We start from the raw sequence: 20,916 nt of genomic DNA, 5'->3' as shown, positions 1-20,916 counted from the left end.
AGGGTCTGCGCCGCCGCTCAGGAATCCGCGTCATGTCCGCCATCGCCTTTCCCGTTCCCGACCCGACCATCCTCGCCCGTCGCGAACAGATCATCGAAGGATTGTCGCGACTGGTCGCGCCCGCCGCGCTGATTACCGCCGAGGACGAGCGTCGGCCCTACGAGACCGACGCGCTGACGGCCTATCGCCGCTTGCCACTGGCCGTGGTGCTGCCCTCCACGACGCAGGAGGTCGCGGCGGTGCTGAAATTCTGCGGCGAGCAGGGCGTGCCGGTCGTGCCGCGCGGCGCCGGCACCTCGCTCGCCGGCGGCGCGATACCGCAGGAGGACGCCGTCGTCATCGGCGTCTCGAAGATGAACCGCATCCTCGCGATCGACTATGCCAACCGTGTTGCGAAGGTTCAGGCTGGCGTCACCAACCTCGCGGTCACCGGCGAGGTTTCGGCGGAAGGCTTCTTTTACGCGCCCGATCCCTCCTCGCAGCTCGCCTGCTCGATCGGCGGCAATATCGGCATGAACTCCGGCGGGGCGCATTGCCTGAAATACGGCGTCACCACCAACAACGTGCTCGGCGTCACTCTGGTCATGCTGGATGGGAGCGTTGTGGAAATCGGTGGCGCGCATCTCGATGCGCCGGGGCTCGACCTGCTCGGCCTGATCGTCGGTTCCGAAGGCCAGCTCGGTATCGTCACGGAGGCGACCGTGCGCATCCTGCGCTCGGCCGAGGGCGCGCGCCCGGTGCTGTTCGGCTTCCCGACCAGCGAGCAGGCGGGCGAGGCGGTCGCGGCCATCATCGGCGCCGGCATCATTCCCGTCGCGATGGAGTTCATGGACAAGCCGGCGATCGAGATCTGCGAAGCCTTCGCCCATGCCGGTTACCCGATGGATGTCGAGGCGCTGCTGATCATCGAAGTCGAAGGCTCCGACGCCGAGATGGACGCCCAGCTCGCCCGCATCGTCGCGATCGCCCGCGAGCACGGTGTCAAGACGGTGAAGGAGAGCAAATCCGCCATGGAGGCCGCCGCGATCTGGAAGGGCCGCAAATCGGCCTTCGGCGCGACCGGGCGCATCGCCGACTATATCTGCATGGACGGCACCATCCCGACCGGGCAGTTGCCGCATGTGCTGCGGCGCATGGACGAGATCGTGAAGGGCTATGGCCTGCGCGTGGCGAACGTCTTCCATGCCGGCGACGGCAATCTCCACCCGCTGATCCTCTACAACTGCAACGATCCGGTCGAGGCGCAGAAGGCGGAGGATGCCGGCATGGACATCCTCAAGCTCTGCGTCGAGGTCGGCGGCTGCCTCACCGGCGAACACGGCGTCGGCATCGAGAAGCGCGACCTGATGACCTTCCAGTTCAATCCCGAGGACCTCGCGCAGCAGATGCGGGTGCGGGCGGTGTTCGATCAGGCTTGGCTGCTGAACCCCGCCAAGGTGTTTCCGCTCGAAGGCAGGGTCGCGGCGTGACCCTCCACATTCCCACCACCGAGGCGCAGGCCTGCGCCATCGTCAAATCCGTGATCGGCAGCGGCACGCCGCTGTCCCTTGCCGGCGGCAACACCCGCGCCGGCCTCGGCCGCACGACACAGACGCAGAGCACGCTGTCCAGCGCCGGCCTCAGCGGGATCACGATCTACGAGCCCGCCGAAATGGTGATCGGCGCGCGCGCCGGCACGCCGCTGGCGCTCGTCCAGGCGACGCTGGCAGAGCGCGGCCAGATGCTGCCCTTCGAGCCGATGGACCATCGCGCTCTGCTCGGCACGGAGGGCGAGCCGACCATCGGCGCCGTCGCCGCCGGCAACATCTCCGGGCCCCGCCGTATCAATGCCGGCGCGGCACGCGACTCGCTGATTGGCATCCGGCTGGTGAACGGACGCGGCGAGGCGATCAAATCTGGCGGGCGGGTGATGAAGAACGTCACCGGGCTCGACCTCGTGAAGCTCGTCGCCGGCAGCCATGGCACGCTCGGCTTCCTGACCGAGGTGATTTTCCGCGTGCTTCCGGCCCCGGAACGGGTCGTCACGCTGGTCTGGCGCGGGCTCTCCGATGAGACCGCGGTCGGCCTGCTTTCGGCCGCGCTCGGCTCGCCCTTCGAGCCGTTCGCCGCGGCGCATCTGCCGGAAGGTATCGGTGCCGACCAGGCCCGAACGCTGCTGCGTTTGGAGAATTTCTCCGACTCGATCGATTATCGCAGCCGCGAACTGATCGAACTCCTGCGCCTCCACGGCACGCCCGAGATGCTGGAGGGCGCGGCGTCGGGCGAGCTCTGGCACGATGTCCGCGACGCCCGCGTCTTCGCCGGGACGGAGGAAGCCGTCTGGCGCCTCTCCGTCGCGCCCACCGATGGCCCCCGCGCGACGGCGGCGATTGCGGCGCGCCTGCCGGGCGCGCGCTGGTTCTACGATTGGGGCGGCGGGCTGGTCTGGCTCGCGGTGCCGGCCGGCGATGACGCGGCTGCCGGCGCGATCCGCGCCGCGCTGAAGCCGCTCGGCGGCCATGCGACGCTGGTGCGCGCACCGGCCGCGATCCGCGCTGCCGTGCCGGTCTTCGAGCCGCTGGCGGAGCCGCTGATGCGGGTCACCGCCGGCATCAAGCAGAGTTTCGATCCGGCGGGGATTTTCGAGCCCGGCCGGATGTATGCGGGGATTTGACCGCGACCGTCATTCTCGGGCGGAGCGAAGCGGAGACCCGGGGAACTCTCGGGACCAGATTCTCGGGTCAAGCCCGGGCATGACGGGGCAGGCGAACGGACAAAACCATGCAGACCAACTTCACCCCTGCCCATCTCGCCTCCGATCCCAGGCTTCCCGCCTCGGAAAAGATCCTGCGCACCTGCGTGCATTGCGGCTTCTGCACCGCGACCTGCCCGACCTATCTGCTGCTGGGCGACGAACTGGATTCCCCGCGCGGGCGCATCTACCTGATCAAGGACATGCTGGAGAACGGCAAGCCGGCCACGGAAGAGGTGGTGAAGCATGTCGATCGCTGCCTCTCCTGCCTCTCCTGCATGACGACCTGCCCCTCCGGCGTGCACTACATGCACCTCGTCGACCATGCCCGTGCCCATATCGAGGAAACCTATGAGCGCTCCTGGCACGACAAGGCGTTGCGGCGCATCCTGTCGGCGATCCTGCCCTATCCCGGCCGCTTCCGCGTCGCCATGCTGGGTGCCATGCTGGCGAAGCCGCTCGGGCCTGTGCTCGGCGCCCTGCCGCTCGTCGGCGGCCGGCTGAAGGCGATGCTGGCGCTGGCGCCGTCACGGCTGCCGGCGCGCTCGGCGATGGAGGGGCCGCAGAGCTTCGCGCCCACCACGGTCGCGCCGCTGGCCAGGCGCGTCGCCATCCTCTCCGGCTGCGCCCAGCCGGTGCTCGACCCCGCGATCAACGAGGCGACCATCCGCCTGCTGACGCGCCATGGCGTCGAGGTCGTGCTGCCGAAGGGGGAGGGCTGCTGCGGCGCGCTCGTCCACCATATGGGCCGCGAGCATGACGCGCTCGACTTCGCCCGCCGCAACATCGACGCCTGGATGGCCGAGATCGAGGGCGACGGGCTGGACGCGATCCTGATCACGGCATCCGGCTGCGGCACGACGATCAAGGATTACGGCTTCATGTTCCGCAACGAGCCGGCCTATGCCGGGAAGGCGATGCGCGTCTCGGGGCTGGCCAAGGACGTCACCGAATTCCTCGAGACGATCGACCTCGCGCCCGTCCGCGATGTCGCGATGCCGATCGCCTATCATTCCGCCTGCTCGATGCAGCACGGCCAGCAGCTCAAGGACGGACCCAAGCGCCTGCTCTCGGCTGCGGGCTTCCGCGTCAAGGAGGTGCCGGAGGGGCATATCTGCTGCGGCTCGGCCGGCGTCTACAACATCCTCCAGCCCGAGATCGCCGGGCGCCTGCGCGAACGCAAGGTCGGCAATATCGAGAAGACGAAGCCGGTGCTGGTCGCGACCGGCAATATCGGCTGCATGACGCAGATCGCCAAGGGTTTCGCCGACAAGGGTGCGACCACTCCGGTCGTCCACACCGCCGAACTGCTCGACTGGGCGACCGGCGGCCCGCTGCCGGAGAAGCTGGCGAAGGCGGGTATTGCGGATGCGCCACTCAAGGCGCCGACGCTGGTTGCGGCTGAGTAGCACGGCGTCATGCTCGGGCTTGACCCGAGCATCTCGTGCCGAAGCAGTCTCGCGCGTGTTCTTGTCCCGAGCTTCCCGGGTCTGCGCTGCGCTCCGCCCGAGAATGACGTTCTCCGACTCGGGGCTCGCCCGCTACCCCCCGTAGACCATCCGCCGCAGCTTCTGCTGGGCCTCGATCATCGCGCGTTGCTTCGATGTCATGGCCGTCATCGCGGTCTGCATTTTGGTGCGCAGGGCGATGTTGTTGATCTCCATCTGCGCGCCGTTGAACCGGATCGCCGGGCGGTTGGCGTCGATCAGCTCGGCCAGCTCCAGCACCGCCCCGAAGGCGTCGTCGGTCGGCGGAAAGATCTCGCGGAACGTCGCGACCGGCTGTGCCACCAGCTTGTCGTAGGTCGCCGCATAGACGCTCGCCAGATCGGCCGGCTGCTTGAGCGCGTCGCGCTCGGCATCCGCGGTCGCGACCGAGCGATCCAGCGCGTCGCGCATCTTGACGAAGCCGGCGCGCACCGCCGCGATGTCGGCCTTGCGCGTCGCCACCTCCTCGATCGAGCGCGGCATGCCCTTGCTCATCGCATCCTGCATCGGATTGGCGACGGAGGCGTTCATGCGCTCGTGGAACCGCGTGATCACGGCGTAGTGTCCGGCATAGTCGCCGAAGGATGTGAGCTTCTCGGCGTTGGGCTGCGGTACGCGCGCGCCGGGCTTCGGCAGCACTTCCGTCTGCAGGAAGGCGATGAAGGCCTGGCGCTGGTCGGCTTCGCTCTGCCCGCAGGCGGCGAGCAACAGCCCCACCAACAGGCAGGTCAACAGGGTCAGAAGCCGGCCTGCCATGGCGCCCTCCAGCCTTTTTATGCCGACATGCTAACGCAAGCTTGCGCCGGGGCCTAACGCCGGCTGCGCTGGCGGGACAAGGCATGCGCCATCCCCTTCCCCCCGCTTGCGGCGGGGAAGGGTTGGGGATGGGGGCGGGAAAGCCGGAACTCCACATCCTTATCGTCGTGCCGAGCGGCGCTGCCCCCCACCCAACCCTCCCCATCGCAAGCGGGGGGGAGGGCTTGAGTGCGCCAGCGGCCATTCCAGAACTTTCGGGCGGTTGCCCTGCATGGCGCTCGCCTCACTTGCCCCGTTCGCGCGAGCGGGCTAACCCCTCGCGCAACACTTTGCACCATCTGCTGGTGGTGCCGCATGACCAGAGAAGCGAACACCCATGTCCGCCCCCAGCAAGCTCAAGGCCCGCCAGCCGCGCGGTTTTGTCGATCGCGGCCCGGCCGATGTCGCCGCCACCGAGCGCATGCTCGCCGTCATCCGCGAGAGCTTCTCGCGCTACGGCTTCGATCCGGTCGAGACGCCCTTCGTCGAATACACCGACGCGCTCGGCAAGTTCCTGCCCGATCAGGACCGCCCGAACGAGGGCGTCTTTTCCTTCCAGGACGATGACGAGCAGTGGCTCTCGCTGCGCTACGACCTGACCGCGCCGCTCGCCCGCTATGTCGCCGAGAACTTCGACGCCCTGCCGAAGCCCTATCGCAGCTATCGTGCCGGCTACGTCTTCCGCAACGAGAAGCCGGGTCCCGGCCGCTTCCGCCAGTTCATGCAGTTCGATGCCGATATCGTCGGGGCGGGTTCTGTCGCGGCCGATGCCGAGATCTGCATGCTTGCTGCCGACACGATGGAGGCGCTCGGCATCAAGCGCGGCGACTATGTCGTCAAGGTCAACAACCGCAAGGTGCTCGACGGCGTGATGGAGGCGATTGGCCTCGGCGGCGAGGAGAATGCCGGCCGCCGGCTGACGGTGCTGCGCGCCATCGACAAGCTCGACAAGTTCGGGCCGGAGGGCGTGCGGCTGCTGCTCGGCGAGGGCCGCAAGGATGAGAGCGGGGATTTCACGAAGGGCGCGGGGCTGAACGATGAGCAAAGCACCTACGTTCTGGCAGTAGTTCAGAATGAAACAGGATACTTTGCGGGCAGCGAGCCAGAATTCGACACAATCAAAGACTGGAACAAGAATTTTGACCAGAACGCGTCAATGCGAGAGGGGTTCGCCGATCTCGGTCAAATTCATGCTTTGGTCGTCGCGGCGGGCTATGGTCCCGATCGCATCCGCATCGATCCTTCCGTCGTGCGCGGCCTCGAATACTACACCGGCCCGGTCTACGAGGTCGAACTGACCTTCCCGGTCACGAACGACGATGGCCAGGTCGTGCGCTTCGGCTCGGTCGCGGGTGGCGGGCGTTATGATGGGCTCGTCGGCCGCTTCCGGCCCGAGCCCGTGCCGGCGACCGGCTTCTCGATCGGCGTCTCGCGGCTCTATTCGGCGCTGAAGGCGGCCAAGTCGCCGCTCGTCGACGCGAAGAGCGAACTCCCGCTCGTCGTCGTGACCGCAATGGACAACAAGTCGCCGGAGTTCATGCCGGGTTATCAGGCGATGGTGTCGCAGCTTCGCAAGGCCGTCGATGGCAACGGCAAGCCGCTGGTCCGTGCCGATCTCTATCTCGGATCGTCCGGCTTCAACGCCCAGATGAAGTACGCTGACCGGCGCGGCGCGATCTGCGCCGTCATTCAGGGTTCTTCTGAGCGCGAGGCCGGAACCGTCATCATCAAGGACCTCATCCTGGGGGCCGAACTCGCCGCCGCCAGCCGCGACGTCAAGGATTCCGCCGAGCACAAGGCCAAGCAGGCGGAGGCGCAGTTCGCGGTGCCGCTGGCGGAACTGGTCGACGGCGTGAAGCGGGTGCTCGCGCGACACGGATGAAAGGCGTCATGCTCGGGCTTGACCCGAGCATCTCTTGCCGAAGATTTTGGGGCCCGCGCTGCGCTCCGCCCGAGAATGACGTGAACCTCGAACCATCCTACGTCTACATCATGACGAACAAGCCGCGAGGCACGCTTTACCTCGGAGTAACGGCAGATCCCGTTCGGCGCGTCTCGGAGCACAAGCAACTCGCCAGCCGCTCCTTCACGGCCCGCTACAACCTTGAAAAGCTCGTCTGGTTCGAGCTGTTCGATCACATTGATCTGGCCATTCAGCGCGAGACGAGTTTGAAGCGTTGGTATCGGGAATGGAAAATCGAGTTGGTCGAGAAAGCCAATCCTCAATGGCGCGATCTGTTCGAGGACATTTGCCCGACGTGATCTTCGGTCGAAGCGTAACGAAAGGGTCGAGGATCTCAGGCAAGCCGAGGTGAGGGAGCCTCTGTTGTCCTGAGATGCTCGGGTCAAGCCCGAGCATGACGTATGTGATTCCCGTTCACCCAATTCCCTCAAATCAGTCGAAAATTGCAGCCGTCGCTGCTAGGACAGCGCCGCAACAGGATTGACCCGCCGTGCCCGCCATCCGCGCCAGCATCGAGACCGTGATCGCGCTGTTCGCGCGCGAGGGCTATGCCCGCGCCGAGCCCGCGATCCTGCAACCGGCCGATGTCTTCCTCGATCTTTCTGGCGAGGACATCCGCCGCCGCATCTTCATGACGCAGGACGCCGATGGCCGCGACTGGTGCCTGCGGCCGGAATACACCATCCCCGTCGCGCTGGATCATATCGCCTCCGGCCTGACCGAACCGGCTGCCTATGCCTATGCCGGTCCGGTCTTCCGGATGCGTGCCGGCGAGCCGGGTGAATTCGCGCAGGCCGGGCTGGAATCCTTCGGCCGTGACGATTTTGCCGCGACCGATGCCGAGATCATGGCGCTGACGGTCGAGGCGACGGCTGCGCTCGGCCTCGCCAGCCCGAAAATCCTGATGGGCGACGTCGCGCTGCTCGGCGCCTTGCTCGACGGGCTTTCGGTCCCGGCCGGCGCGCGCCGCCGGCTGATGCGCGCCGTCGTGCAGGGCAGCGGCACGCGGGCCGTCGATGCGCTCGATCCGCCCGCGGCCGATGGCGATGCCGCACATGCCGGCCTGCTCAAGGCGCTGGAGGGGCAGGATCCCAAGGCGGCCAAGGCCTTCGTCGAGGACGTGCTGTCCATCGCCGGCATTTCCACGGTGGGCGGCCGCAGCGCGGGCGACATCGCCGAGCGCTTCCTGGCGCGGGCGGCCGAGCGCGAGAACCCGGTCAATGCCGATGTGAAGGCGCTGCTGGCGCAGGTTCTGGCGATCAGGGGCGATCCCGACACCGCCTCTGCCGCCCTGCGCGCGCTGGCCGACCAGGCCTCGCTCGATCTCGGCCGACAGCTCGACGCCTTCGATGAGCGCACTGGCTTCCTCGCTGTGCGCGGCGTGGATGTCGCGGCAATCGCCTTCCAGGCGGCCTTCGCGCGCAATCTCGATTACTACACCGGCTTCATCTTCGAGCTTCACGACGAGGCCCGCGGCGACGGCAAGCCGGTCGCCGGCGGCGGGCGCTACGATCAGGTCCTCGGCCGCCTCGGCGCCGCTGCGCCGATCCCGGCGGTCGGCGCTTCGATCTGGCTCGAACGCCTGGCGGGAGACGCAGCATGACGGAAGCCCCGCTCGCCGGTGATGCCCCGCTCGTCCTGGCTGTGCCCTCCAAGGGCCGGTTGCAGGAGAATGCCACGGCCTTTTTCGGCCGCGCCGGCCTGAAATTCGTCAAGTCGCGCGGTGAGCGCGACTATCGCGGCACCATCGCCGGTGTCGAGGGTGCAGAGGTCGCCTTCCTCTCTGCCTCCGAGATCGTCGCGCAACTCGCCTCGGGTGCCGCCCATCTCGGCATCACCGGCGAGGATCTGGTCCGCGAGCAGGTCGCCGATGCCGACGCCGCCGTCGAGATGCTGACGCCGCTCGGCTTCGGCCACGCCAATGTCGTCGTCGCCGTGCCGCAGGCCTGGATCGATGTGCGGACCATGGCCGATCTCGACGATGTCGCTTCGACGATGCGCATCCGCCAGGGCCGCAAGCTCCGCGTCGCCACCAAATACGTCAACCTGACCCGCCGCTACTTCGCCAGCCATGGCCTCGCCGATTACCGCATCGTCGAGAGCCTCGGCGCGACCGAGGGCGCGCCGGCCGCCGGCACGGCCGAAATCGTCGTCGACATCACGACGACGGGCGCCACCCTCTCGGCAAATGCCCTCAAGATCCTCGACGACGGCGTGATGCTGGCGTCGGAAGCCAATCTCGTCGCCTCCGTCCGTGCGCCCTGGGGCGAGCGGGCGAAGGCTGCGGCCAACGCCATCCTGTCGCGCATCGCGGCCGAGGAGGAGGCGCGTTCGGTCCGTGAGATCAGGGCCAGGATCGATGCCACCTCGGACATGCTGGGTGATCTCGCCGGCCTCTTCGGCGCACGCCTGCCCTTTGGCGCGAGCATGACGGGCGGGATCGTGACGATCCACTGCCCCGAAAAGGCGGTGTTTGCGCTGGTCGAGCATCTGGCGAGGGCGGGCGCGGACGACGTCACCGTCAGCGCGCCGGCCTATGTCTTCCGCAAGGCCAATCCGCTGATCGAACGGCTCCAGGCCCGGATCTGACGACAGGTCCGTCTCCCGGGCCCCGTGTCTCCAGGGCCTCGACTCCGGCGCCGGCCAAGCGAGGCCGCTGCTGGGGGGCAAGCGGCCTCGCCGGTCGCAGACGACCCCGGGGGGTGGGGCCGGCTTCTGGACCTCGTGATGCCGGACCTCGCGTTTCCGACGCATTTGCTGTTTACGAATCCGATCGTGTTCCGGATGCATGCGCGGACGAAAAAAATCGCGCGTCGTCATCCGGTGAGCGCTGGGTGAAAACGCTGGCCGATCAGCTTCGCGGTTGATCGCGGGGCGATACGTCGCTACGCGCTTTCACAGGGGCTGGCCGATGCGCTAGGGTCCTGCCAGTGAATTCAGGTTAGACGACCGGGTAAGACGACAATGATTCGACGCCTTGGCTACGCCGCCGCTCTTGCCGTGATGGCCGCCCCCTTGCTGATGCCGACAGATGCGCTCGCGCAGCGCCGCCAGCAGATGCCGTCGCGCCAGGACCTGGGCACGCCGCAGGCGGCGCCAGCCCAGCAGCAGGAGAAGAACTTCCCGCTCGGGGCCGCCTGGAGCGCGGTCTCGATGAACGGCAAGCCGATCGCCGACCGGCGCGCCACATTGCAGGTCGACGCCAATTTGCGCGGCACCGGCTTCGGCGGCTGTAACACCTTCTCGGCTTCCGCCTACCCGCTGCGCCAGCAGGGTTTCGCGGTGGGCCCGCTCGCGCTGACCAAGCGCAGTTGCGACAAGGGCCTCTCGGATTTCGAGCGCAGCTTCCTGACGGCGCTGCGCGCCGCCCGCAACTGGGACCTCGTCGACGGCAAGCTTGTGCTCAAGGGAGGCGCCGGCGAACTGCGCTTCGACCGGGCGCTTTAGCAGGACTGCTCTACCGAGGCAGGACTGTTCTACCGATCCTCAAGCATCATCCCGGGCCTGACCCGGGATCCATCGGAGTGGTCCGGAGCCTTATGATGGATCCCGGAGCTGCGCCGCTTCGCGGCCTGTCCGGGATGACGGCGTGTTTCCGGGCCCGAGCTTGCTTCCTCTCGCTCAAGCCTCCGCCGGAACCTTCACGGGCATGCGCGGGGTGAAGGTGCCGTCCTCGTTCGGCTCCATCGTCACCACCACATCATGCATCTCGCGCAGCGTGCCGCGATGGCCGATCGAGACGACCCGCGTCTCCGGCAGCGACTTGTCGATGGCGGCGTAGAGTTCGCCTTCCAGCTTCTCGTCGAGCGAGGCGGTCGCCTCGTCCAGGAACAACCAGTCGGGCCGCGCGAGCAGGGCGCGGGCCACCGCCAGCCGCTGCTGCTCGCCGCCCGACAGGCGCTGGCCCCAGAGATCGACCTCGTCGAGCCGGTCCTTCAGATGCGAGAGCCTGACCTTGTCCATCGCGTCCCGGAACGCGTCGTCGCCATAGGCATCGTCCTGCGAGGGATAGGCGAGCGCCGCCCGCAGCGTGCCCTGCGGCAGATAGGGCCGCTGCGGCAGCAGCATGATCTCGGCATTGGCCGGAATGCCGACCTTGCCCTCGCCGAACGGCCAGATGCCGGCGATGGCGCGAAACAGCGTCGATTTGCCCGAGCCCGACGGGCCGACCACCAGCGTCCGCCGTGCCTGGCCGAGATCGAGATCGTCCACCCGCACGATCGGTGCGCCATTCGGCAGGGTCAGCGTGGCGCCGCCGATATGGACGTCACGGTCGGGCGCCGGATCGCGATGGATCGCCTTGTCGCCGACATTGGCGGCCTGTGCCTGGGCGATCGCCGTCTCGAAGGTGGTGAGGCGGTTGATCGAGGCGAGGTAGGAGGCGATCGACTGGTAGCTGTTGATGAAGAAGGACATCGCCGTCTCCACCCGCCCGAAGGCCGATGAGACCTGTGTCAGCACGCCGAAGGTGATCGCCCCGGCGAAATAGTAGGGCGCCAGCAGCACGAAGGGGATGACCACGTTCGCCTGGTTGTAGGACAGGGTGAAGGTGGTCAGCTTCAGCTTGCGCCACATCAGCTGGTAGAAGTTCGAGACGATCGCGTGGAAGCCGCGGGCCAGATGCTGGCGCTCGGCCGGCTCGCCATGCATCAGGGCGATCTGCTCGGAATATTCGCGCAGCCGTGCCAGCGAGAAGCGGAAATTCGCTTCGCGCCGCTCCTGCTCGAAATCGAGCGCGATCAGCGGCTTGCCGATGAGGTGGGTGATCCAGGTCGCCGCCGCCGCATAGATCAGCGTCGCCCAGAAGATGAAGCCCGGAATGACGAGGTTCGTTCCCGGCACGGTGATGGCTACGGGTATGTTCCAGAGGATGATCGAGAACGAGACCAGCGTCGAGACCTGCGTCAGCATGGTCAGCGAGAAGGAATAGGTCTGGTTCAGGAAGGAGCGCGTGTCTTCCGAGATGCGCTGGTCGGGGTTGTCGGCCGTGCCGGCGAGCGAGATGCGGTAATGCGTGCCGTTCTGCAGCCAGCGCCGGCTGTACTCGTCGGCCATCCATTCGCGCCAGCGGATCAGCAACACCGACTGGGCGACGATCTCGATCAGGTTGGTGATCGCCGAGATCGCGGCCCAGACGCAGAACACCCAGATCAGCTGCTCCCAGAAGGCCGCGGCGTTCTTCTCCTGCAGGGCGTTGTAGAAGTCGCGATAGAAGAAATTCAGCCGCAGCGAGACGCCGACCTGCGCCTGGTTCAGCACCACGAGGAAGACGATCAGCGCGACCGCGAGATGGCCAAGCTTCACGCGATAGCGGCCGAGGAACCAGAGATTGGCTTCGGTCGCCTCACCGGAGAGGAAATAGGGCGAGGAAATCCGCGCGATGCGCTGCACCACCGGGATGAACGAGATCGCGTAGATCAGGATGCCGAAGACCGCGACGGTGGTGGCGAGGCTCGTCGGCGGGGCCGCGGCCATCCAGTCCTGCGGCCAGTAGCCACCCTGGGCCAGCAGCGCGCCGGCGCCGAAGACGACATATTCCGAGCCGAAGATGCCGGAGAAGATCTTCAGGAAGAAGTCGATCTCGGTCGAGCGGAACAGCGCCAGCGCCAGCAGGATGCCGACCACGCCCATGCCGATCGTACCGGCCGCACCGCTCTGCTGGCCAGCGATGAGCGCCACAAGGGCGAGCGCGGCGACGGCGAAACTCAACGGGCGCATCGGCAGTTCCTGATCAACGATTGAATCGCGGCAAGAACCGCGAAGCCGACCATGTCGCAGCGGATGCGGCCGTTCAATGGCGTCGCGTCAAGATGAGCAGATTGTCATCGGGCGGAAAGCCGCTTTTGGGGCCGGCTTCGACGGCGTTCATGGGACGACGCGGAAATGAAAAAGGCCCGGCTTGCGCCGGGCCTTCCGCAGTTCTGTGCTGAGAGGCTTGGATCAGAAGTCCATGCCGCCACTGGAACCGGGCCCGCCCGGTTCCAGCATTTTGACGCGTCGGGCGTCTGGACTTCCTCAGAAGTCCATGCCGCCCATGCCGCCGCCGCCCATCGGGGGCATCGGCGAATCCTTCTTCGGCAGCTCGGCAATCATCGCCTCGGTGGTGATGAGCAGGCCGGCGATCGAAGCCGCGTCCTGGATCGCCGTGCGCACGACCTTGGTCGGGTCGATGATGCCGGCCTTGACCAGATCGCCGTACACGCCGGTCTGGGCATTGTAGCCGAAGGCGTATTCCTTGGACTCGAGCAGCTTGCCGACCACGACCGCGCCGTCATCGCCAGCGTTGTCGACGATCTGCCTGGCCGGAGCCATGATCGCCTTGCGGACGATCTCGACGCCGGTCTTCTGGTCGTCATTGGCGGTCTTGATCGACTTGACGGTCGACAGGGCGCGCAGGAGCGCCACGCCACCACCCGGAAGAACGCCTTCTTCCACGGCCGCGCGGGTCGCGTTCAGGGCGTCGTCGACGCGGTCCTTCTTCTCCTTGACCTCGACCTCGGTCGCGCCGCCGACGCGGATGACCGCGACGCCGCCGGCGAGCTTGGCCAGACGCTCCTGGAGCTTCTCACGATCGTAGTCCGAAGAGGTCTCTTCGATCTGCGCCTTGATCTGCTGGACGCGGGCCTCGATGTCCTTCTTCTTGCCGGCGCCGTCGATGATCGTGGTGTTCTCCTTCTCGATGCGCACCTTCTTGGCGCGTCCGAGCATGGCGAGCGTCACGGTCTCGAGCTTGATGCCGAGGTCTTCCGAGATCATCTGGCCGGCGGTCAGGATCGAGATGTCCTCGAGCATGGCCTTGCGGCGGTCACCGAAGCCCGGAGCCTTGACGGCAGCGACCTTCAGGCCGCCACGGAGCTTGTTGACGACGAGCGTGGCCAGGGCCTCGCCTTCGACGTCCTCGGCGATGATGAGCAGCGGCTTGCCGGTCTGCACGACGGCTTCGAGGATCGGCAGCATCGCCTGGAGCGAGGACAGCTTCTTCTCGAAGATGAGGATATAGGGGTCCTCGAGCTCCGCCACCATCTTCTCGGAGTTGGTGATGAAGTAGGGGGAGAGATAGCCGCGGTCGAACTGCATGCCCTCGACGACGTCGAGTTCGGTCTCGGCGGTCTTGGCTTCCTCGACGGTGATGACACCCTCGTTGCCGACCTTCTGCATGGCGGTCGCGATCATCTTGCCGACCGACTCGTCGCCGTTCGCCGAGATGGTGCCGACCTGCGCGACTTCCGCGTTGGTCGTGACCTTCTTGGAGTTCTTCTTGAGGTCGGCGACGATGGCCTCGACAGCGAGGTCAATGCCGCGCTTCAGGTCCATCGGGTTCATGCCGGCCGCAACCGACTTCAGGCCTTCGCGCATGATGGCGGCGGCGAGAACGGTGGCGGTCGTGGTGCCGTCGCCGGCATGGTCGTTCTGCTTCGAGGCCACTTCGCGCACCATCTGGGCGCCCATGTTCTCGAACTTGTCGGCGAGCTCGATCTCCTTGGCGACGGTGACGCCGTCCTTGGTGATGCGCGGAGCGCCGAACGACTTGTCGATCACGACGTTGCGGCCCTTCGGACCCAGCGTGACCTTGACGGCGTTGGCGAGGATTTCGACGCCGCGCAGCATCCGGTCGCGCGCATCGGTGGAGAACTTGACGTCTTTGGCTGCCATGAGAGCAACTCCTTATGAAATGACGGAAAGAGCGGTCTCAGGCGTTCAGCCGATGACGCCCATGATGTCGGATTCCTTCATGATCAGGAGATCCTGGCCGTCGATCTTGACCTCGGTGCCGGACCACTTGCCGAAGAGGACGCGATCGCCCTTCTTGACGTCCAGCGCGACGAGCTTGCCGGCGTCGTCACGGGCGCCGGGGCCGACGGACACCACCTCGCCCTCCTGGGGCTTTTCCTTGGCGGTATCGGGGATGATGATGCCACCCTTGGTCTTCTCTTCGCCATCAAGGCGGCGGACCACGACGCGGTCATGCAGCGGACGGAACTTCATGGTTCTGTCTTCCTCTCGGTACAAATTCGATGCGGGCGTCAGATTGCCCGCGATGGGCATCTGTTAGCAGTCTCGATCCGTGAGTGCCAACCGATGGCGGGGAGATAGGCGCGTGCCCGCCGCGAGTCAAGAAACGATCCCGACGAAAGGTGAATCCGCCGCCGGCGGCGGGGCCGGCTGGCATCGGCGTTCGAACACGGTAGCATGGCGGAATGACGACAGATGCGCCCGATCCCGCTCGGCAGGATGCGTCCCGGCCCGCCCCGCCGCTGGACGACATCGCGCGCGCCTGCGTGGCGCTGCATGTGCGCATGACCGCTCGCGCCGTGACGCGCGCCTATGACGAGGCGATGCGCCCGAGCGGGCTCAAGATCACGCAGTTCGTGCTGCTCTCGGCGCTCTCGACCGGGGCCTGGCGGTCGGTGACCGAACTCGCCGACCGCTTCGCGCTGGAACGCACCTCGCTGACGCGCAACCTGCAATTGCTCGTGACCGCCGGGCTGATCGAGCCGGTCGAGTGCAAGGGCCGCGCCTCGATTCATGCCGTGACCGCGAAGGGACGGGCCGCGATCGAGGCCGCGATCCCGCATTGGCGGCAGGCGCAGGAGCGGATCGAAGGTGGGCTCGGCAAGGACAACTGGAGCGAGATGCGCGACAGGCTGAAGGCGTTGCGTCGCGTCGCGCGCGGGGCGCCCTGAGACCGGCTTGACCGGACGGCGGACTTGTCCATAACGTGTATCTACACGCTGTGGAGGGCGGTCGATGGCACGCGAGGTCGGAGTGGTATCGCGGGACACCCTGCTGGCGGGCAGCGGCCTCGATTTCCTGCGCGGCATGATCGCGGGGCATCATCCGGGCCCGCCCTTCGCGGATGCGATGGATTTCGACCTGGTCGAGGTCGAGGAGGGCAGGGTGGTCTTCGTCGGCCGCCCGTCGGCGCGCTTCTTCAACCCGCTCGGGACGATCCATGGCGGCTGGACCGCGACGATCCTCGATTCCGCCATGGCCTGCGCCACCCATGCGACGCTCAAAGCCGGCGAGGGCTACACCACGCTGGAGATGAAGGTGAACTATGTCCGGCCGGTCATGCCCGAAAGCGGCACGGTGCGCTGCGAGGGCAAGCTGATCCACCGTGGCGGCACGGTCGCCACCACCGAGGGGCGCCTCGTCGATGCGCGCGGCAAGCTGCTCGCGCACGGCACCGAGACCTGCATGATCTTTCCGGCGAAGGGGCAAGGCGCCGGGCGCTAGCAGCTTATGTCTCAGTGGACCTCCGGCAGATCGAGCGCGAGCCACTGGTCGCGCGGCACCGGATCGCCGACCATGAACTCGAAGCCGCCGATCGCCTTGCGGTCTGGCGTGAGTTCGCATCTGAACTGCAGGCGATACCATTGCCGCTTGCTGCGGAACGCAGCGGCGTCGGCCTGCATCGTCGTCTTCAGGAGCTTCGTGCCCCCCATCGCATAGGCGACGACCCGGTCCGGTTCGAACGCGGCCTTCCAGGCATGGATCTGGCCCATCGCTTCGAGGTTGCACAATTGCTCGATGCGCTCGGCCTCGTCCATCCGCGCAAGGGCGTCCCGCGTTCCGCGGCTGTGCGGGTTCGAGAGAACCTCACCGGAGAGCAGCCGCCGTGCCCTGACGCGCACCGGCGCGGCCGGCACAGCAGGAGGCGCGGCGGGTGGCGCAGCGGGAGGCGGGCTGGCCGGCGCAGGGGCCGCCGAGGCTGAGGCCGCGGGCGGAGCCTCGCCTGCTGCCGGAGGCGCGGGCTCCGCGGTCGGCATTGGCGCTGGCAGCCCGATCTGCTCCGGCGTGACGAGTTCGACCTCGATGCCCTGGTCGGGCTCCTGCTGCAAACGCTCGATGCTTGGCAATAGGGCCAGGGCACCCAGAAGCGCCAGATGCAGTCCAAACGAGACAATGACGGCAAGCGTCGCCGGTCTCTTCCGCAGGGGCGCGGGAGGCCGCATGGTTCAGGGCGCGGCGGCGAGCCCGGCTGCGAACAGCGGGGCCGCGGCAACGAGGATCGGTCTCATCGGCGGCCCCCTCCTGCACACCAGCCCGGCCACGCAAGAGGCCGACCAAACCGGCGAATTTACGGCCGGCCTATCGCCGGCTGATCGCGATCGCTCCCGCCACGATCAAGACGGCGCCGGCATAGGTCGTGATCAGCGGCACCTCGCCGAAGACGAAATAACCGAGCAGGCTTGCCCAGATCAGCGCCGTGTATTCCAGCGGGGCAAGTCGCGACGCCTCGGCGCGGGCGAAGGCCGAGGTCAGCGTCAGATGGCCGGCGACGCCGAGCGCACCGGCCGCGAGATAAATCAGCAGGTCGCGCGCCGTCATCGGCACGAAACTCAGCGCGGCAGGGATGGCGAGACAGAGCGCCGGCCCGCAATTCTGGAAGGCCACGATGATCGCCGGATGTTCCTTCATCGCGATCCGCCGCAGCAGGATCAGGTTGAAGGCATAGGCGATGGCGGAGAACAGGGCGGCTGCGACGCCGAGGCTGGCGCCGCTGACATGGCCCTGCAGCCGCGGCCAGACCATCATCAGCATGCCCGCGACGCCGAAGCCGAGCGCCTGCAGGATGCGGCTGTCCATCCGTTCCTTGAGCAGCACACCGCCGAGCAGTGCGACGAAGACCGGCGCGAGGAAGGCGAGCGTCAGCGCCTCCGCCAGCGGCAGCACCGACAGCGAATAGAAGAAGCTGCCGGCCGTCAGCACCACCACTGGAACCCGGATGGCGTTGCCGATCAGGCTCGCGCGCGTCGGTGCGGGCGGGCGCACGAAGGCGAGCACCGCGAGCGCGCAGAGCCCGCCCATGGCAAAGCGCATGAACAGCGTCAGGACGAACGGATGGGTCTGCATCTGCGCCTTCACCACCGCATCCATGACGGTGAGGAGCGCGATGCCTGTGAGGGCGCGAAGAGCCGGCCCGGCGGTCATGCCTGCTGCGGCAGGTTCAGGCGGAAATGATATTCCCAGGTCGCGGAGGTGTCCGCGAGATAGCGCTCGCCCGGCCAGCGCCGGAAGCCGAGCTTCTCGTAGAAGCGGTGGCCGCGAGCGAAGCGGGAATCGGACCAGAGCATCATGGCGTCGAAGCCGCCGCCTTCGGCGAAATGAAGCGCCTTCGCAAACAGCGCCTGCGCCAGTCCCGAGCCCCGAAAGGCTGGCGCGGCATAGACCTTGGTGATCTCGACCGCGTTCTGTTCCGGGATCGGCGTGGCGCCCAGCGAGCCGGCGATGCCGCCGCCGGGCGCCTCCGCGACCCAGAGCTGTCCGCCCTTGGCGGCAAAATGGCTGGCCGGCCGCCGCAGCTCCGGGAACTCCGACCATTCGAAGAAACAGTTCGGATACTCGGCGAAACTCGCCGCGATCAGGGCCGCGAGCGGCTCGGAATCGTCGTCGCGGGCAAGGCGCAGCGGAGGCGGCAGGCTGGTCATGGCCGCTCGATTAGGGCCAATCCCGGCACCGCGATAGGGGTGCGCCGCGATCCTCCCCCATGCCGTCAGCGCAGCAGAGCAAGTGCAGCATCGACCGTCAGCTTCAGCGCGGCGACCGCCAGCAGGGCATAACAGCAGAGGAACAGCTTCTTCTGGTCGAGCCGCCGATGCACGACATGGCCGAGCCAGATCCCGAGCGGCACGGCGGGCGCCAGCGCGAGCGCGCCCCACAGGGCGTCAGGATGTTTCAGCCCCAGCATGAAATAGGGCGGCAGCTTCAGCCAGTTGCCGAGCGTGAACAGGGCGATTGTCGTTCCGACCAGCACGCTCTTCGGCAGCCCACGAGAGAGCAGATACATCGCGACGGGCGGGCCGCCGGCATGGGCGACGAAGGTGGTGAAGCCCGAGACCGTGCCGGCGAGCAAGGCGAGTCGGCCCGAGACCGGCCGCGCGCCTGCTGCCGCGAGCCGCCCCTTCAGGAACCATTGCAGCGTGAAGGCAAGCGTCGTCAGCCCGATGACCAGTGTGACGATGCGCGGGTCGATGCGCACGAAGACGACGTAGCCGATGCCGATGCCGGCCGCGAGCCCGGGCAGCAGCCAGGCGAGGTCCGGCGTCGACCAGGTCTCGCGGCCAAAGCTGCGCAGTGCCAGGAGATCCATCAGCGAGACCAGCATCGCGACCATGATCGCCGCGTCCAGAGGCGAGACGACCATCGCCAGCAGCGGGATGCCGAGGATGGCGAGACCGCCGCCGAAGGCGCTCTTGCCGATCGCGATGACGAGCGTCGTCGCCCAGCCGACGAGATAGAACAGCGGATCGCCGGGCATGGAGCGGGTGCTTCCCCTTGGAAAACGCCGGAGGGCCGTCTAGGCCATTGGAATAGCAGGTTCACACTCCGCGCACTGAGTCGCCAAGCCGCCTGCTGCATCGGCGCCATGTCCGCGGCGACAGGGTCGGGTGACTGGCTTTTGGGCGACGGGATTTGAACGACAGGGCCCGGATGAGGTGACGGAAACCAGATGACGGTCCTGCTGCCCTTCGTCGTCAATGCCGGGCTGAACTTCGTCCTCGGGCTGCTGATCGCATTCTTCCTCGGCCCGGCCGAGTTCGGGCGCTATGCCATCGGCGCGGCGATCATCGTCCTGGTGAACACGGCGCTGCTCGACTGGATCAGGCTGTCGGCGGTGCGCTTCTACTCGCTGGCGACGCGCGAGACGCAGCCCGAGATTCGCGCGACGCTGGATCTTCTGATCGCCGGCGTCAGCATGACGCTCTGCGCCTTGCTGCTGGCGGCAGTCGTCGCCGGCATCGATTTTCGCATGCCGGCGATGATGCTCGCAGCCTCCGTGCTGGCGGGCATCGGTGCCGGTCTCTTCGACTATCACGGAGCGGTCGCGCGGGCGCGCTTCCTCGATGCCGCCTATGCCCGGCTGGTCATCGTCAAGAACCTGCTGGCGCTCATCTTGATGGTCGGTGGCGCCTGGCTGACGCGAGATCCGACCGTGGTGCTGCTGGGCGGGCTGCTCAGCGCCGCCGTCGCGCTGGTTTCGGTGCGCCGCACGCTGGCGGATGCGCCGCTCTCGGTCTCGGCTGCCCGCCGGGATATTGCCTGGACCTTCGCGAAATATGCGCTGCCGCTCGTCGCCGGCAACGCGATCTACTCGCTTATTCCCCTGCTCAACCGCTCGCTGGTGGCGGGTGCGCACGGCTTTGCCGAGGCCGGCTATTTCTCGCTTGCCTCCGACATGGGCCTGCGCCTGTTCGGCACGCTCGGCGCCACGCTGGAAATCGTGCTGTTGCGGCAGGTCATCCGCCTCGACGAGACGCGCGGACGGCGCGCGGCGCAAAAGCGCATCGCGGCCAACATCGTCATCGTCCTCGCGGTGGCGCTGCCGGCGGCCGTGGGCTTCGCGCTGGTCCTGCCGGCCTTCGACCGCATCCTGGTGCCGCCGAGCTTCCAGGGTCGCTTTTCGGCCTATATGGCGCCGCTCCTGCCGGGTTTCGTCGCGATCGCGATCTTTCAGGCCGGGCTCTATCCCGCCTTCCTGATCGAAAAGCGCACGCTGGTGGCGACGCTCGCGGCGCTGATCGGCTTCGGCGTGAACATTGCGGTCGTGGCTGCCTTGTCGGCTTCGGGCGCCCTCGTCTATGCCGGGGCGCAGTCGGCGGCCTTCCTCTCCGTGCTGGCGATCACCGCCGTCGCCGCGCTGCGCACGCTCCCGGTGCTGCCGCCACCACGCGACTGCGGCGCGATCCTGCTTGCCGTGGCGGCCATGGCGGCCGCGATCTGGCCGCTGCGGGATCGTTTTGCCGCGGTGCCGGAACTGCTCCTGCAGGTCGTGCTGGGGGGACTGGTCTATGGTGCCGTTATCCTGATCTGCGATGTCGCGCGCTGGCGCACCCTGCTGCAGCTCTGGTGGGTGGCGCGGCGCGGACGGCAGCGCTGACCATGCCACGAGGCACCGGGCCACATGCGACAAGGGGGCAGGCGATGACCGGAATGAG

General features: G+C 67.3%; 19 protein-coding genes. 11 read left to right on the top strand and 8 right to left on the bottom strand.

The genetic code is table 11. From position 1 onward, the window contains the following. Positions 1 to 32: 32 nt before the first annotated feature. The 3 genes from C8D03_RS01625 (at position 33) to glcF (ending at position 4,140) form a co-directional block, all read left to right on the top strand. Positions 33 to 1,469, top strand: a complete 1,437-nt coding sequence (locus tag C8D03_RS01625; protein ID WP_108044704.1) for an FAD-linked oxidase C-terminal domain-containing protein — start codon at positions 33 to 35, stop codon at positions 1,467 to 1,469. Next, on the top strand, positions 1,466 to 2,653 hold the full coding sequence (locus C8D03_RS01620; protein WP_108044703.1) for an FAD-binding protein: 1,188 nt from the start codon (positions 1,466 to 1,468) through the stop codon (positions 2,651 to 2,653). The genes C8D03_RS01625 and C8D03_RS01620 overlap by 4 nt, the downstream gene beginning before the upstream one ends. Before the next feature lie 107 nt (positions 2,654 to 2,760). Then, on the top strand, positions 2,761 to 4,140 hold the full coding sequence (gene glcF, locus C8D03_RS01615; protein ID WP_108044702.1) for a glycolate oxidase subunit GlcF: 1,380 nt from the start codon (positions 2,761 to 2,763) through the stop codon (positions 4,138 to 4,140). Positions 4,141 to 4,272: 132 nt separating this feature from the next. Here glcF and C8D03_RS01610 read toward each other — a convergent pair whose 3' ends face one another. Further along, the gene (locus C8D03_RS01610) at positions 4,273 to 4,974 is read right to left on the bottom strand and encodes a DUF3053 family protein (protein ID WP_108044701.1); all 702 of its coding nucleotides are present in this window, start codon (positions 4,972 to 4,974) and stop codon (positions 4,273 to 4,275) included. A gap of 376 nt (positions 4,975 to 5,350) precedes the next feature. Here C8D03_RS01610 and hisS point away from each other — a divergent pair, with 376 nt between their 5' ends. The 5 genes from hisS to C8D03_RS01585 all read left to right on the top strand — a co-directional run bounded on the left by hisS (position 5,351) and on the right by C8D03_RS01585 (position 10,423). Then, a complete protein-coding gene (hisS, locus tag C8D03_RS01605) occupies positions 5,351 to 6,895 on the top strand; it encodes a histidine--tRNA ligase (protein WP_108044700.1) in 1,545 nt (514 codons plus the stop codon). A gap of 80 nt (positions 6,896 to 6,975) precedes the next feature. After that, positions 6,976 to 7,275 (top strand): GIY-YIG nuclease family protein, encoded by a 300-nt coding sequence (locus C8D03_RS01600; RefSeq protein ID WP_282568537.1) that lies wholly within the window; start codon positions 6,976 to 6,978, stop codon positions 7,273 to 7,275. A gap of 191 nt (positions 7,276 to 7,466) precedes the next feature. Continuing rightward, on the top strand, positions 7,467 to 8,579 hold the full coding sequence (locus C8D03_RS01595) for an ATP phosphoribosyltransferase regulatory subunit (protein ID WP_108044698.1): 1,113 nt from the start codon (positions 7,467 to 7,469) through the stop codon (positions 8,577 to 8,579). Beyond that, the gene (gene hisG, locus C8D03_RS01590) at positions 8,576 to 9,565 is read left to right on the top strand and encodes an ATP phosphoribosyltransferase (RefSeq protein WP_108044697.1); all 990 of its coding nucleotides are present in this window, start codon (positions 8,576 to 8,578) and stop codon (positions 9,563 to 9,565) included. The genes C8D03_RS01595 and hisG overlap by 4 nt, the downstream gene beginning before the upstream one ends. A gap of 375 nt (positions 9,566 to 9,940) precedes the next feature. Then, positions 9,941 to 10,423 carry an META domain-containing protein gene (locus tag C8D03_RS01585; protein WP_108044696.1) on the top strand — a complete coding sequence of 161 codons (483 nt, stop codon included), beginning with the start codon at positions 9,941 to 9,943 and terminating at the stop codon, positions 10,421 to 10,423. Between the two features lie 174 nt (positions 10,424 to 10,597). Here C8D03_RS01585 and C8D03_RS01580 read toward each other — a convergent pair whose 3' ends face one another. The 3 genes from C8D03_RS01580 to groES all read right to left on the bottom strand — a co-directional run bounded on the left by C8D03_RS01580 (position 10,598) and on the right by groES (position 14,962). Further along, the gene (locus C8D03_RS01580; RefSeq protein ID WP_108044695.1) at positions 10,598 to 12,694 is read right to left on the bottom strand and encodes an ABC transporter ATP-binding protein/permease; all 2,097 of its coding nucleotides are present in this window, start codon (positions 12,692 to 12,694) and stop codon (positions 10,598 to 10,600) included. Between the two features lie 297 nt (positions 12,695 to 12,991). Then, a complete protein-coding gene (gene groL / locus C8D03_RS01575) occupies positions 12,992 to 14,629 on the bottom strand; it encodes a chaperonin GroEL (RefSeq protein WP_108044694.1) in 1,638 nt (545 codons plus the stop codon). A 45-nt stretch (positions 14,630 to 14,674) separates the two neighbouring features. Then, positions 14,675 to 14,962 carry a co-chaperone GroES gene (gene groES, locus C8D03_RS01570; protein WP_054143942.1) on the bottom strand — a complete coding sequence of 96 codons (288 nt, stop codon included), beginning with the start codon at positions 14,960 to 14,962 and terminating at the stop codon, positions 14,675 to 14,677. Between the two features lie 212 nt (positions 14,963 to 15,174). Here groES and C8D03_RS01565 point away from each other — a divergent pair, with 212 nt between their 5' ends. Together C8D03_RS01565 and C8D03_RS01560 are read left to right on the top strand one after the other, a co-directional pair. Beyond that, positions 15,175 to 15,660: a MarR family winged helix-turn-helix transcriptional regulator gene (locus C8D03_RS01565; RefSeq protein WP_108044693.1), complete on the top strand. Its 486-nt coding sequence runs from the start codon at positions 15,175 to 15,177 to the stop codon at positions 15,658 to 15,660. Positions 15,661 to 15,724: 64 nt separating this feature from the next. After that, positions 15,725 to 16,213 carry a PaaI family thioesterase gene (locus C8D03_RS01560; RefSeq protein WP_108044692.1) on the top strand — a complete coding sequence of 163 codons (489 nt, stop codon included), beginning with the start codon at positions 15,725 to 15,727 and terminating at the stop codon, positions 16,211 to 16,213. Positions 16,214 to 16,224: 11 nt separating this feature from the next. On the opposite strand, the gene C8D03_RS26325 is transcribed toward C8D03_RS01560, so the two are convergent. From C8D03_RS26325 to C8D03_RS01540, 4 genes are all read right to left on the bottom strand, one after another. Further along, positions 16,225 to 16,818 (bottom strand): DUF930 domain-containing protein, encoded by a 594-nt coding sequence (locus C8D03_RS26325; RefSeq protein WP_248308311.1) that lies wholly within the window; start codon positions 16,816 to 16,818, stop codon positions 16,225 to 16,227. A 250-nt stretch (positions 16,819 to 17,068) separates the two neighbouring features. Continuing rightward, on the bottom strand, positions 17,069 to 17,911 hold the full coding sequence (locus tag C8D03_RS01550; RefSeq protein ID WP_108044691.1) for a DMT family transporter: 843 nt from the start codon (positions 17,909 to 17,911) through the stop codon (positions 17,069 to 17,071). Further along, on the bottom strand, positions 17,908 to 18,408 hold the full coding sequence (locus tag C8D03_RS01545) for a GNAT family N-acetyltransferase (protein ID WP_108044690.1): 501 nt from the start codon (positions 18,406 to 18,408) through the stop codon (positions 17,908 to 17,910). The genes C8D03_RS01550 and C8D03_RS01545 overlap by 4 nt, the downstream gene beginning before the upstream one ends. 65 nt (positions 18,409 to 18,473) lie before the next feature. Continuing rightward, positions 18,474 to 19,238: a sulfite exporter TauE/SafE family protein gene (locus C8D03_RS01540; protein ID WP_108044689.1), complete on the bottom strand. Its 765-nt coding sequence runs from the start codon at positions 19,236 to 19,238 to the stop codon at positions 18,474 to 18,476. Between the two features lie 192 nt (positions 19,239 to 19,430). Between C8D03_RS01540 and C8D03_RS01535 the strand changes: the two genes are divergently transcribed. Next, entirely contained in the window at positions 19,431 to 20,858 is a 1,428-nt protein-coding gene (locus tag C8D03_RS01535) for a lipopolysaccharide biosynthesis protein (protein WP_108044688.1), read from the top strand. The last annotated feature ends 58 nt before the right edge of the window (positions 20,859 to 20,916 follow it).

The sequence above is a fragment of the Bosea sp. 124 genome (assembly GCF_003046175.1).
In the GTDB taxonomy this organism is placed as follows: domain Bacteria; phylum Pseudomonadota; class Alphaproteobacteria; order Rhizobiales; family Beijerinckiaceae; genus Allobosea.
This window is presented reverse-complemented; position numbering and strand designations above follow the sequence as displayed.